Below are 13,529 nucleotides of genomic sequence, written 5' to 3' on the forward strand. Positions count from 1 at the left end.
TCTTGTGGCCGACAGGTCATAGCGGTTAAGGATTTTGCCATGCTGCGACGCTGCGCGCTGATTGCAGCCTTGATCCTCGTGGGCTTCACGGCGGTGCCGGCGCATGCCGATCGAAGGATTGCGCTTGTCATCGGCAATTCCGAATACCGCGAAATCCCGGCCCTCAAGAATCCCGACAAGGATGCGGAAGACGTGTCGAACACGTTCCGGCTGGCCGGCTTCGATGTGTTCGTCGCCAAGGATCTGACCAAGCTCCAATTCGAGAAGGAGTTCCGCAATTATCTCGCGGCGGCGGACGGCGCCGATCTGGCGGTCGTCTACTATTCGGGACACGGCTTTCAGATTGGCGGCGAGAATTTCCTGATCCCGGTCGATGCGTCGCTCAAGGATGCGGCCGACATCGAGGTCCAGGCAGTCAAGCTCGACGATGTCCTGCAGCAATTGCGCGCCAAATCGAAGATCCAGGTGATCATCCTCGATGCCTGCCGCAACAACCCCTTCCCGCGCAAGGATTACTGGCTGCGCGACCAGTTGATCGCGGCCGGAGGCACCGGCCTTGCGCAGGTGAAAAGTTCGCTGAACACGCTGATTGCCTTCGCCACCGAGCCCGGCGCGGTCGCCTATGACGGCTCCGGCGACCTCAGTCCGTTTTCATCCGCCTTCTCCCGTCGCGCTCTGGCGCCGAACCAGGAGATACGCTCGGTGATGGCTGCCGTCCGCCGCGACGTGGTCGAGGCCACCAAGGGCGCGCAGGTTCCGTGGGAGAACTCCTCGCTGATCGACGAGGTGGTGCTGATGCGCCGCGCCAACCGGCCGGCTTTGCCGCCGGTGCTGGAAAAGACCGTGCCGTCGGGGGTCGGACCGGTCGCGCTCGACCTGCCGGTGCCCGTCGATGTCGACGGCGGCGCGGTCAGCATCAGCATCGAAAGGTCGCCGGCGCTGGGGCTCTTGATCCTGGACGGCAAGCCGGTCGCGACGGGCGAGCCGATAGAGGGCAAGGATCTGCCGCGGCTTCAGATGGATGTGCCGAAGGGCGCCGACGCCGAGGATCAGGTCGATATGCTGGCCTATGCGACGCATGACGAATGGGGCGGCGGATCGCAGGGCATCCTGGTGTTCCGGGTCAAGAACGGCGAGGGCGCCGCGGGCAAGCAGCTTGTGGCCTCGCTGGAGTCCGAGCAGAAGCAGGAGGTGGTGGAGCGGGGCATCCACATCGCGGGCGCCGCCGAAGCGATCGACAACCGCGACGTCAAGATACCCGTCGGCGTCGGCCCTGTGCCGCTGAAACTGGATGTCCCGACCAAGGATCCCGGCGTCAGCCTGAAGCTCGCGAGCTATCCGGCAACCGGAACGCTGTCCCTGCCGGATCGCACCTTGTCGCCGCAATCGAGCCTGATGGCCGATGAAGTCGATAAACTGCGCTACGAACCGCAGATAGGCGCCGCAAAACCGTTGATCGTCGGCTTCGACATCATAGCCGACAACACACCGTCAAAGCCGGCGACGATGAAGCTGTCGCCGAGCGTCGATCCTTGCGACACGCGGGCAGGCGAGCCTTTGGACCTGCAGGGCGTCGTTCCCGGGCTGTTGCCGAACGAGATCGGCGTCGGAGCGGTGGAGGCATGCCAGGCGGCGGTGAAGACCTATCCCGATGTCGCGCGCTTCCACTACGAGCTCGGGCGCGCGCTGCTCGCCGTTGGCAAGGTTGAGGAAGCCAAGAAGGCGATCGAGGAGGCCGCCGACAAGGGACATGTCCGCGCGGTGTTCGAGCTTGGCTATATCGCCTCGTCCGGCATAGGGACGGCCGTGGATCCCAAGAAAGCCAATGGCTTCTATGCCAAGGCGTCCGACAAGGGTGATCCCTATGGCATGACGGCCTGGGGCCGTGCTCTTTTCAACGGTCTCGGCGTTGAGCGCGATACCGGCAAGGGCTTGGACTTGCTGCTGAAGGCAGCAGCCATGGGCCACACCTATGCCATGAACGATCTCGCCGCGATCTTCACCGAAGGCCGCAATGGCGTGCCCGCCGACCCGGCTCGCGCCGTAGCCTTCCTCAAGGCGGGCGTCGAGCGCCAGGACATGTATTCGATGAACATTCTCGGCCGCAATTATCTTAGCGGACGCGGCGTCGAGAAGGATACCAAACAGGCCCAGGCGCTTTTCAATATGGCGATGGATCTTGGCCAACCTTACGCACCCGGTAGCCTCGCGCGTATGTACCGGGACGGTGATGGTGTGGACCGGAATCCTGCCGAGGCGCAGAGGCTGTTCGAACTGGCGACGGACCGTGGGGACTACTCGGCGGCATATGATCGCGCCGCTATCGAAATGCAGAAAGGCGAAAAATCCGATCAGGCGGTCGCCGTCCGCTATCTGGCGTTCGCGGTAGGACTCGATCTTCGCGACGAACTGCCGAGCGCTCGGTCGACGCTGGCGCAGTTTGGCGCAAAGCCAAAAGCTGCGGCCCTCAAGCAACTGCGCTCGGAACTCAAATCGAAAATCCCTGCCGGCGGCTCGGTCGACGACCAACTGATCAAGACGGCTAGAGCCGTCTGGGAGCAAGCCAATCCGCGTCGGGACCTGTTCTGATCAACAAGGGAGGCAATGGTGGGCAGGGCATTGAAGCAGGCGGTCATCGCAACATTCCTATCCTTTGCGGTTGCAGGGTGCACGACCATGGCGCCCAGCGTCGAGCCGGCGCCGACAACGAAACATCGTACCAAGCACGTTCGCGTGACGACGACCCCGAAGGTAGTCAAGCAGAAGAAAGTGACCGCCAAGAAGATTGTCAAACCGGCAAAGAACGAAACTGTGCCGGTCATCGCACCTATCTATGGTGGTGGCGGCGGCGGCGGTGGCTGGTGATGAGATTTCGATGGCGGTTTTCGCTGCCCGCCGTAACCGCTCGCCAAGCAAGGGCAAGTGCTCTATGCTCCCGCTACGTGCCGGTATCGAGATCGGGTTGTCCTGGCGGGGCGTTCCATGTTCGAAGTCGTCGCATTCTGGCGAAAAATGCGAGCCAAGGCCGCGGCTTTTGGCTTGATCGTTGCCGCGCTGCTGGTCTTCGGATCGCAGGCTGCGAGCGCCGCGCCCAACTGGACGCTCGATCCGTCCGCCTCGGTGCTCACCTACCAGTCGGTCAAGAAGAACACGATCGTCGAGACCAACAAGATCAGGAACATCACCGGCACGCTGAGTTCCGCCGGCGATGCGAAGATCAGCTTCGACCTCAATTCCGTCGACACGGGCGTCGACCTGCGCAATGTCCGCATGCGCTTCCTGTTTTTCGAGACCTTCACCTATCCGACGGCCGAGGTGACGGCGAAAGTGGATCCGGCGGCGTTCGCCGACCTGCCGACCAAGCGCCGGGTGAAGACGACCTTGCCGTTCCGCCTCAGCCTGCATGGCGTCGACAAGGATCTCGAGGCGAGCGTCGTCGTCACCATGATCGGCGATACCCAGGTTTCCGTCGCTTCGGAGGCGCCCGTCGCCGTCCATGTCGAGGATTTCGGGCTCTTGCCCAACATCGACAAATTGCAGCAGGCCGCCAACGTGACCAACATCGTGCCGACCGCTTCGGTGTCGTTCGATTTCGTCTTCACCGCCGACGGCGGCAAGCCGGCCGCCGTGCAGACCGTCGCGGCCGGCGCCGCCGAGGTCGGCCCCGTCGCCACCGATGCCGCGAAAGTCAATTTCAGCGACGAGGAGTGCCTGAACCGGTTTGCCGTGCTCTCGCGCACCGGCGCCATCTATTTCCGTCAGGCGAGCGCAAGGCTCGACGCGAAGAGCCGCCCGCTGCTGGCTGAGGTGGAAGGTGTCGTCGGCAAATGCCCGGCCCTCAAGGTCGGGGTGTCCGGCTACACCGATTCCGACGGATCGCCCGAGGCGAACAAGGCGCTCTCCGAACGGCGCGCCCAGGCGGTCGCCGACGCGCTGCTTGCCGATGGCGTCCCGCGCAACCAGATCAGCTCGGCCGGCTATGGCGAGGACAAGCCTGTCGCCGCCAACGACACGCCCAAGAACAAGGCGCTCAACCGGCGGATCGAATTCTCCGCAAGCAAGCTCGCCAATTGAGGTGGCGGTGAGTTCCGCCCCGATCGCCTTTTGCGGTGGCATGTTTCGCGCCGCCGGACTTGTGGCGCTTGCCTTGCTCCTGACGTTGACGGCCGCGAACGCCGAGCGGCGTGTGGCGCTGGTGCTCGGCAACTCGCAGTACCAGCACGCAGCGCCGCTCCTCAATCCGGCGCGGGATGCGCAGGCCATGGCCGATCGGCTCAAGGACCTCGGCTTCGAGGTGGTCTCCGGCTTCGACCTCACCAAGCAGCAGACACAGGCTACGGTCGGGCAGTTTGCCAAGCAGGTGCGCGGCGCCGACATCGCGCTTTTCTTCTATGCCGGCCATGGCCTGCAGGTCTCCGGCAAGAATTATCTGCTTCCCGTCGATGCCGCGCTCGAGGATGAGACCTCGCTCGATTTCGAGGCCGTCTCGGTCGATTTCATCCTGCGCCAGATGTCGCGCGAGACCAGCATAAGGCTGGTTTTCCTGGACGCATGCCGGGACAACCCGCTCGCCGAGGTGCTGGCAAAGACTGCCGGCATCAAAGGCGCAAGCAGCGGCCTTGCCGAAATCCCGATCGAGAATGGCGGCGCCGGCACGCTGGTCGCCTTCGCCGCCAGCCCGAACCAGCTTGCCTATGACGGGTCGGGCGACCACTCGCCCTTCACCACGGCGCTGCTCCAGCATGTCGGCGAATCCAACGTCTCCATCACCGAAGCGATGAACAGGGTGACCAGCGACGTCTTCAAGGCCACAGCCGGCAAGCAGCGTCCCTGGATCAACGTCTCGCTGACCACCGAGGTCGTCCTGCACAGGGTCGATCTCAATGCGCCGCTGATCGTCGGCGAGGCAAACGGGCCGCAGGCCGAAGCGGGCTCCGAGACGCGCAACACCGGCGCGGCACCCGGCCAGGCCGATCAGCTTGCGCTCAATGCGCTGCGCGCAAAGATCCCGAAGCTGGCGACGGACGGCCCGATCCTTTTCGATCGCCCGGTCAAGTTCGGCGACCCGGCGATCGACGGCAAGAGCATAGCCCAGTTGATCAAGGGGGAGCCGCTTTTCAGTCCGGTCGAAGGCCTCGACAAGTCGGTCTGGCAAGGCAAGCACTGCGACGGCTGCCACGAGTGGAACGAGACCCGCCTCTGCGAGCAGGCGAAGAATTTCGCCGCCAACGACGTCTCCGTCCTGCGCCTGCAACATCCGCTTGGCACCCGCTTCAAGGTCGCTTTGGCCAGGTGGGCGCAAGGCGGCTGCCAGTGAGCCGGAAAACCTCTAATGCGCGTCGACCGATTGTCGTTGCGCCTCCATCTCCACCATCTGGATGCCCATGTCGACGAAGGCGGAAAGCACGCCAAAGCGGTCCGCCGTCGAGACGCGCGCCAGCCCCGCCAGGATCCCGGCGTTGACGGCGTGGGCGGCGGGAAATCCGGTCGATAGCATATCGAAGGCCGGGTCACGCCATGCCGCCGACAGCGCGATCCATGCAGCCGGCGTCGTTGGCGACGGCTCGACGGCATCGCCTAGCGCCGCTCGATGGCGGGGATTGCCGGGCTCGCCGACCCAATCGTTGACGAGCGCCAGCAATTCGAGGTCCCTATCAGCAAGGAGTTCTGAGAGATGGCTCAGGCATTCATGCCCCCACCAGACCGCGGCGCGATCGGGCAGCAGATACGCGCAGAACGTGACGGCTTCCTCCGGCACGCGTCCGGCGAGCAGGGCGCGGCAGAATTCCAGCGGGGGTTGATTGGCGGCAGGCGATTTCATGTCCCGGGCGATCGCGGGACAGGCAAGAAACAGATCCCTTGCGGTTCTGTATCCGAGTTCGTTGGCCATGGCTGCCACACCCCGAGAGCCAGCTGACAAGCACTCAAGCCTTTAGCCGAGAGCCGGTCAAGCCTTAGCTTTTAGCAGGTGGCGGCAACTGGCAACGTGCGCTTGGTCACAGACAATCGCTTCAAGGTTTGATATGGTGCGCACCAGCGAAACCCGCTCAAACAGGAGTGACGGTCATGCGGTGGGGCAGCTCAGCCTTGGCATTGGCGGCCGTGCTTTTTTCAACGCACGTTTACGCCGATCCGCTTCAGAAATCGGAAGACATCGTAAAATTCTTCGCCGGCCAGGGTAGTCTTGGCGCGTCACGCGGTATCTGCGTCGGCACCGAGGAAGAATGCAAGAGCAAGGCCGAGAAGAACGAGGCGCCGCCTCAAAAGGCCGGCCTCGACATGATGATCAATTTCGCCCTGGATTCGGCCCAGCTCGACCAGACCGCGCGCACGGAACTGGACGAGTTCGCCAAGGCGCTGAAGGACAACCGGCTGAGCACGTTCAGCTTCGTCGTCGAGGGCCATACCGACGCGACCGGTACGGATCGCTACAACCAGGACCTGTCGCAGCGAAGGGCGCAATCGGTGGCGGCCTTCCTGGCGGCGAACGGCGTTCAATCTACCCGGCTCGAGCCGATCGGCGTGGGCAAGTCGCATCCGCGCGTCGCCAATCCATACGATCCGGTCAACCGTAGGGTGGAGATGCGGATCAGGACGCAATAGGCGGCCGGCCCAGGCCAGTCAGCTCATAGCGAACTGCCGATGCGAGCGCTGCCGCTAGCTCTCATCCTCGATCGGTTCTTGAGTGCGCCGCCCACCGCAATATCAACGCGGTCTTGCACAGCCGAGGCCTTCGCGGCATTGGACCACGCAGCGATTTACCACTCGTTTACGATATTAGCGCAACCTGATATTTGGTCATGCTGGTACAGCGTACATGCCCAAAAGCCCTAGCGCCTTCAGCGCTGGGGTTTTTTATGCATGATCCATTCGACTATGTTGGGGTCGACATAATCGTCTCCGGTCACGATACGGACCAGCTTCGTTGCGCGCGGCCGCCATTGATCTTCAGGAACCTTATCCTCGTCGACCCAGCGCTTGAACGCTTCGCGCATGACGTCGAATTCGAAGTATGAACCGTTGTCGTTGGATTGCTTTTTGACCATGGCGGGCAACGTCGAATTCTCTGAAATGTTCCAGCCTCAGATGCGGGCCTCGCCACTTACCCGAACCGTTAACGATATTTGTTGCTCTACGGATCACCATAACATGAGTGAATCCTAATGGAGGTTTTGTGGACGGTGCGGCGCAATTCAGGCAGGCAGCGCGGTTTCCGTCCATGCCCAGGTTCGTCAAATATAGTCCCCGCGTCGAAAAACGTTGTTGCTTGGTGAACGGAGAACTAGCCGGGCTCGAGCGTATCCTGGATCGAACCTATCAGCGCGGCGATCGCCTGCTTGTACTTCTCGAATTCCGGGGAGGTCTGCCGGACTTCGGTCGTGGTTGTCGTCGGCTGGCCCTGGTCGGTGACCACGCGCGGCGCTTTCTGCCCCATCTTCCGCTCCGCCCAATCGATGACGTAGCTGGCGCTCTTGCCGGTCAGGAACGGGTTGGCCTGGATGACGGCTGATCCGAGCACGGCGGTCAGTTGTGAGGAACCCGGCGCCGCCAGCACCTGATGCGCGCCTTCCATGCCGAGGAAATGGCAAAGATAGAGGCGTCCGGCGGTGATCTGGTGGCCGCGGGCGCGCAGATAGGCTTCCCCTTCGCGCGCGAGGTTGCGCACCATTTCACGCGACAGCGTGGCGTCGTAGCGAAGCGCAAGCAGATCGGCGGTCGAAAGCGAGCGGGCGAGGTCGGACCGATAGGTGTTCATCATTCGGATCCACGTCTTGGAGATGAACTGGCCGGCGCCGGTTGCCGAAGAAAGCGGGTTCTTGGCGCGCGCGCTGCCGCCGCTTTCGACATGCACGATCCGGTCGGTCAGCGTCTCGACCGCGGCATCGCCGGAGCCGCCGGAACTGACGGACACGGCTGTAGCGACCGAGGTGACAGTGCCCAGCGGATCGATCGCCTCGCCGTTCTGGTAGAGCTCGAAATGCAAATGCGGGCCGGTCGAAAGCCCCGTAGTGCCGATATAGCCGATGACGTCGCCGGCCTTCACCTTGGTGCCGACGGCGCTGGCGATGGCGAATTTCTGCATATGCGCGTAGCGCGTCTCACGGCCGTTGGCATGCGTGATCTTCACCAGATTGCCATAGCTGCCGCCATCGCCCTGGAACGAGATCTCGCCGTCGAAGGCGGCCATGATCGGAGTGCCGACCGGCGCCGCCCAGTCGACGCCCTTGTGGATTCGAACTGTGCCCAGGATCGGGTGCTTGCGCGGGCCGAAGGTCGAGGTCATCACCCCGGCGACCGGCGTGACCATGCCGTTGGTGACGGTCAGCGAGCGGACCTGGTCGTCGCCGGTCACGCAGGCATACTGGCCGTCGCTCTGCTGGAAGACGAAACAGTCGAGGCTCTTGTCCGTGCCCTGGACGCCGACATAGAGCACCCGTCCCGAAATCTCGCCCTGGCCGCGCGGCGTCTGCGAATAGATCAGCACCAGGCGCTGGTCCTCGCTGGCGAAGGCGTCGAGATCCTGTCCCCGCGACAGATACATGATCGCCTCGCCGATGACGCTGGTCGGCACCTTGTTGCGCGCCGCGGTCGAGTAGATCGCGTCGAGCAGGCGGTACTGCCGCTTGGGCCCGCCCTGGTCGGAGGCGCCGGAATAGTTGAAGAGGTCCTCGCGCACCCAGGGATCGACACCCGACACGAAGGCCCCGGCCGCATTGCGGGTCAGCGTGCCGACATAGACGTTCTTGGCATAGATGGAGGCCTGCATCAGCGACATGGTCGTCGTCTCGCGGTTCGGCCGGAACCCGCGCATGGCCACGACAAAGCCGGACTCCAGCCCGTCGCGGTTGAACAGCGTCTTCAGCGCTTCGCCCGCAAGCTTCGCGTCGTCGGCGGAGAAATGCGCGTCGAGCGCCACGCTGTCCAGGCTGCGGTCGTTGAGGATCTTCACGAAGGTGTCCTCGGTCGCCTCGAAGCGCTGGTATTCGCTGGCGACGGTCGCAACGGTCGTGTTGTTCTCGATCGCGGTTTTCGTGAAAGCGGGAAGGGCAGCTTCGCCCTGGTCGATGGTCTCGCCCCAGCCGGCCTCGGGGTCGTCGGCATCGGCTTTAGGCGCTGTACCGGCGTCGCTCTCGTCCGGCGCCGCCTGAAGGTCGTTCTCCAGATCGCCTTGCTGATCGTCCGGTGCCATTGCCGGAGCGGATGGTGCCGGTTGCTGACCATCGGGCACCGTTGCCGAAGGCTTGGGAGCTGCCTGCCGCTGTGCCTGGAAGAAGGCGAAATCCTCCTGCGTCGACGGGATCGTCGTCATGAACTTTTCGCTGGCGCTCAGCATCACGTCGGACAGGATTTCGATCTGCGGCGAAGCCCCGGAACTGTCGAGCTCGGCTGGACGCGCTACGGTCTTGCCCTTTGTCTCGGTGTCGGCATCGGGCGCCAGCGTGATCCACATCGGATCGCCGGCGAGATCGATGATCGCCGGCACATAGACCGAGGCGTCGGGCGGCACGTCTTCCATGTCCTCGACGGGATGCAGCTCTTCGTCCTCATCGCCGAACGACCAGTAGTCCCTGGTCAGATAGAAGCCGGTGGCTAAGGCGACGACTGCGAGCGTGGCAAGGCCGGCAAGGGCCCGCCGCCAAAGCTTGCGCCGTTGCGCGGCCAGGCGCGCCTGCTTCTTCTGTCTGAAGCTCGTGTCGATCGAGTGCGTCACGGGCTGTTTCCGGTCAGGAAATAGGTCCAGCGCACCTGCTCGAGCGTGTCGACCTCGACGAAGCGCGCCGCGATATGGCCGCGCTGCCAGCACGCGTCGATGCCACGGATCGAGAAGCGCCGCCGGTCGATGCACATCTCGGTCGAGCCGTTGAGGATCGCGTGGCCGAAGACGTCCGTCGCGTAGAGATAGATATAGCGGTTGGTCAGCTCCTCGCGGATGACGTTGACGCACTGGTTGGCGCCGATCGTCCACCAGCCGTCCGTCTGGTCGGCATTGTCGACCTTCTGTCCGACGGCGAGATTGACGACGTCGAGCGTCTGGTTGCAGACGGTGAATTCGGCGTGCGCCTTGCCGGGCGAAAGGATTGAGAACAGCGCCGCGCCAAGCGCGGCAAGCGTTATGCGGCCCGGGAACGGCAATCGGAGCCGGCTACGCTGCTTGCGTGGCGGGGGCTGGTACAAAGAACGCAAGGTGCGAAGGTCCATCGGCGTTCATGCTATCCGCCAAGCCGGAAATAGGTGGCCGTGGCGGAGAACTGCGATCCGTCGGCCTCGATCTCCTCAAGGATCCTGGGCAAAAGCTCCGAGGCCGGCGTCGGCCTGGAGAACATGGCGGCCTGGATGTCCTTGGGCCCGGTGATCACCAGCATGATCTGTGGCACCGCCTTGCCGGCTGCCTTGTCCGCGGCGGCGAGGCCGATCGGGATGTTGAAGGTCACCTTGTCGGCTTGCGGCACCATGCGGTCGTCGAGGTTGAACGCCACGCCCTTGTGGTCGATCAGCATGATGTTCGAGACGAGCCCGCCGCCCGTATAGAGCGCGCCGCTGATCGGCGAGCCGTCCGGGACCGATGTCCGGTCCAGGATAAGCTGTGGCTTCGCGGCCGAGCTCCGGTCGAGGAAGCGAAGGAAAGTGGGCACTCCGCACTGGGAGAGCGTGATGAGGCGCACGCTGATGTCCGGCTCGATATGGAACCTCGTCTGGAAATCGCTGAGCAATTGTTCGAAGGGTTGGACCGCCGTCCCGTATCCCTCGATCGCGGGGGAAGCGCCGGGTCCCGATGTCACGTTCGCGTAAAAACAGCTGCCGCCGCTGAAATCGCGAACCCAGGAGCGCTGGTCGTTCCACTTGACCGTGTTCTCTTCCAGTGACGGAAGCGCCGGCTTTGGCACATTGATGGCAACGTCAGTATCCGGCTGCTTGGTCGCTGGCGGCTGCGGTTGCTGCGCCGGCTGGGTTGGCGTGGTCGGCGCTTCAGGCTGGCTGGCTGTCGAGGTCTGTGCCTTCGGCTCCGCCGGCGACGTGGTTGGCTGCGCCGGCGCCGGACTCTCCGGAGCGGGGGGCGGGGAAGCGTTCGGCTTGGGCAGCTTGGAAAGCATGTCAACGAGGTCTTTTACGCTGGGCTTGGCTGCCGGCGGGTTCGCCTCCTGCGCCGGCTTCTGGCTTTCGGCGGCCGTTGGTGCGGGAGCCGGCGCAGGCGTTGGCGACTGCTGTGCCAAGGGCTGCACGGGTTTGGTCTCGACCTGAGGCGTCTTTGCCTCGCTCTCCGGCTGGGTGGCTGGCGGTGTCTCCTGCTCGACGGGCGTCTTGGCCTCCGCATCGGGTTGTGCAGATGGCTTCGCGCTGTCAGGTTTCGGTGGTTCCGTCTGAGGCGCGGCCGGCGCCTGCGGCTGGGGTTTCGGCGCTTCCGGCTGCTGCGCTTCGGCCGCTGGTTTGGCGGCTTCCGCGACCGGTTTCGGCGTCAGCGCCGTGGATGTCTCCGTCACCGGCGGAGGTGCAAGCACCCCGCCGAAATAAAGGCCGCCCCCCACCAGCACCGCGAGCGCCGCGACGCCGCCGGCGATGGCCGGCATCCGCGAAGCCTGTTTGGGCGCGGCCGGCGCGGACGTGCTGGCCGGTGCGGCAGCCGGTGCGGGCCGTTGCTCCGACAGGTATGCAGGGCGCACATGCTCGACGAAGCGCGGCTCGCCGGGAGGCGTCGGCGGCTGGGGTTTGGAGTCCGGGGGCGCCGTCCAGCCGGCGCGCGGCAAACCGGGGCGTTCGCGTGCGCCAAACGACACCGGCGGCGGCAATGTCGCCTCGAGATCCTCGCCGCGCGTCGCCCGGGCGATCTCGCTCATGCTGGCCGGCCGGTCGCGCGGATCCGGCTGCAGCATGGCCGAGATCAGGTCGTGGAAATCGGGATCGATATCCGACAGGTCCGGCACGGTCCGGCGCTTCTCGATGACCTCGTATTGGGACCCGCTCATGTCGAGCGGCTTTCCGCGCAGTGCCGCGGCCAGCACCAGCCCAAGGCTGTAGATATCGGATTGCTCGCTGACATCGCCGCCATAGAGGCCGAGCTGCTCGGGCGAAACATAGTTGTATTTGCCGGCGAATTTTCCGCCGATCAGCGTTTCGCCGCCGACTGTCGCCGAGCGCGCGATGCCGAAATCGATGATCTTGGCGCGCTCCACCCGGCCGCCGGGCAGGATGATGTTGTCCGGCGACAGGTCGCGGTGCACGGCGCCCGCCTGATGCACGGCGCTCAAGCCGGAGGCGAGGCGATGGCAAAGCCGGCGCACATCGTCACCCTGCATCGGTCCGCGCCGCATGATGTCGAACAGCGACTCGCCGTCGACGAACTCCATCGCGAGATAGGGACGGCCAATCCCCGTATCGATGGTGAAGACGTGGTAGCGCACCACTGCGTCATGCGACAGATGATTGAGGATCGACGCCTCCTTGCGGAACAGCGAGAGGATCGTCTGGTCGCGCGCGAATTCTGGCAGCACGATCTTGATCGCCACATGGTCGCCGGTCTGGATGTTGTGGCCGCGATAGACTTCGCCCATGCCGCCGGAGGCGATCTTCTCGTCGAGCTCGTAAATGCCGCTGAGCTGCGTGCCCACCCCGGCATAGATGACGTTCGTCGAAATCCGCGTCTTGTCGTCGTCGCTCATCTGGCCAGGCCCTCCACTGCGGACCGATCCGGATGGAGCGCGCCGTCACGCCCGCCGCCGATCTTCACGAGTACAATGGTCACATTGTCGGTTCCGCCGCGCCTCAGCACCATGTCCAGCAGGATCTGGCAGGCCGCCCGCGGCGTGGCGGATTTGACCGCGGCCTCGATTTCAGCGTCGCTGACATGCGCGGTCAGTCCGTCGGTGCCCAGGACGAAAACATCGCCCGCCATCAGCTCGCCCTGCTGGAAATCGATCTCGAGCTCGTCGCTGACGCCGACCGCATGCGTGATCACGTTGCGGCGCGGCCAGGTGCGCGCTTCCTCCGCGCTGATCATGCCGCGGTCGAGCAATTCCTGCACCTCGGTGTGATCCTTCGAAACCTGGAAGATCGAGCCGTTGCGCACGAGATAGATGCGGCTGTCGCCGGCCCACAGGCAGGCGAAACGTCCATCCATGGCAAGCAGGGCCGCGAAAGTGGAGCCGATGGTGATGCCGCGCGATCGCGATATGTCGCGGATCTCGGCATTGGCGCGGCTGAGCCGGTCCTCGAAGCGGGCGCGAAGGTCCGGCGCGGAGCTCGCAATGCCGATCGTTGCCAGATGGTCGACGATGCTGGCCGAGGCGACTTCGCCGGCCTCATGCCCGCCCATGCCGTCGGCCACCACCCAGAGCCCGGTCTGCGGTTCGATGAGGTAATTGTCCTCGTTGTGATCGCGCACGCAGCCCTTGTGGCTCACGCCGAAGCTTTCGATGGGGAGGGCGACAGTGCTCAATTTGCCACCAAGCGCTTCGCGAGCGTCCTCTGTGACCAGCCACGGGCCGCGTGCCCAGGCCACTCTGCCACAAGCGTATACATTAGAGTACCGAAAT

At 64.3% G+C, this 13,529-nt stretch carries 11 protein-coding genes; 5 read left to right on the forward strand and 6 right to left on the reverse strand.

Going from position 1 to position 13,529, the window contains the following annotated elements:
- The first annotated feature begins 39 nt into the window (after positions 1-39).
- The 4 genes from FJ957_RS19380 (at position 40) to FJ957_RS19395 (ending at position 5,317) form a co-directional block, all read left to right on the forward strand.
- Positions 40-2,589 carry a caspase family protein gene (locus tag FJ957_RS19380; RefSeq protein ID WP_140834122.1) on the forward strand — a complete coding sequence of 850 codons (2,550 nt, stop codon included), beginning with the start codon at positions 40-42 and terminating at the stop codon, positions 2,587-2,589.
- Between the two features lie 87 nt (positions 2,590-2,676).
- Positions 2,677-2,865 carry a hypothetical protein gene (locus FJ957_RS19385; protein WP_140834124.1) on the forward strand — a complete coding sequence of 63 codons (189 nt, stop codon included), beginning with the start codon at positions 2,677-2,679 and terminating at the stop codon, positions 2,863-2,865.
- Positions 2,866-2,982: 117 nt separating this feature from the next.
- Complete coding sequence (locus FJ957_RS19390) at positions 2,983-4,074, forward strand: OmpA family protein (protein WP_140834125.1); 1,092 nt, start codon at positions 2,983-2,985, stop codon at positions 4,072-4,074.
- 7 nt (positions 4,075-4,081) lie between these two features.
- The gene (locus FJ957_RS19395) at positions 4,082-5,317 is read left to right on the forward strand and encodes a caspase domain-containing protein (protein WP_246685887.1); all 1,236 of its coding nucleotides are present in this window, start codon (positions 4,082-4,084) and stop codon (positions 5,315-5,317) included.
- Positions 5,318-5,329: 12 nt separating this feature from the next.
- Here the strand turns inward: FJ957_RS19395 and FJ957_RS19400 are convergent, their stop codons facing one another.
- Positions 5,330-5,890: a hypothetical protein gene (locus FJ957_RS19400; RefSeq protein WP_246685888.1), complete on the reverse strand. Its 561-nt coding sequence runs from the start codon at positions 5,888-5,890 to the stop codon at positions 5,330-5,332.
- Between the two features lie 176 nt (positions 5,891-6,066).
- Between FJ957_RS19400 and FJ957_RS19405 the strand changes: the two genes are divergently transcribed.
- Positions 6,067-6,603 (forward strand): OmpA family protein, encoded by a 537-nt coding sequence (locus tag FJ957_RS19405; RefSeq protein ID WP_181180618.1) that lies wholly within the window; start codon positions 6,067-6,069, stop codon positions 6,601-6,603.
- 236 nt (positions 6,604-6,839) lie between these two features.
- Here FJ957_RS19405 and FJ957_RS19410 read toward each other — a convergent pair whose 3' ends face one another.
- From FJ957_RS19410 to FJ957_RS19430, 5 genes are all read right to left on the reverse strand, one after another.
- Positions 6,840-7,055, reverse strand: a complete 216-nt coding sequence (locus FJ957_RS19410; RefSeq protein ID WP_140834129.1) for a hypothetical protein — start codon at positions 7,053-7,055, stop codon at positions 6,840-6,842.
- 227 nt (positions 7,056-7,282) lie between these two features.
- A complete protein-coding gene (locus FJ957_RS19415; protein ID WP_140834131.1) occupies positions 7,283-9,712 on the reverse strand; it encodes a M23 family metallopeptidase in 2,430 nt (809 codons plus the stop codon).
- Positions 9,709-10,200 (reverse strand): DUF1036 domain-containing protein, encoded by a 492-nt coding sequence (locus FJ957_RS19420; RefSeq protein ID WP_140834133.1) that lies wholly within the window; start codon positions 10,198-10,200, stop codon positions 9,709-9,711. Before FJ957_RS19420 ends, FJ957_RS19415 begins: the two co-directional genes overlap by 4 nt.
- A gap of 11 nt (positions 10,201-10,211) precedes the next feature.
- The gene (locus tag FJ957_RS19425) at positions 10,212-12,656 is read right to left on the reverse strand and encodes a serine/threonine protein kinase (RefSeq protein WP_140834135.1); all 2,445 of its coding nucleotides are present in this window, start codon (positions 12,654-12,656) and stop codon (positions 10,212-10,214) included.
- Complete coding sequence (locus FJ957_RS19430) at positions 12,653-13,432, reverse strand: PP2C family serine/threonine-protein phosphatase (protein WP_140834137.1); 780 nt, start codon at positions 13,430-13,432, stop codon at positions 12,653-12,655. Before FJ957_RS19430 ends, FJ957_RS19425 begins: the two co-directional genes overlap by 4 nt.
- Positions 13,433-13,529 lie beyond the last annotated feature (97 nt).

Source organism: Mesorhizobium sp. B2-4-6, from assembly GCF_006442775.1.
Lineage (GTDB): Bacteria > Pseudomonadota > Alphaproteobacteria > Rhizobiales > Rhizobiaceae > Mesorhizobium.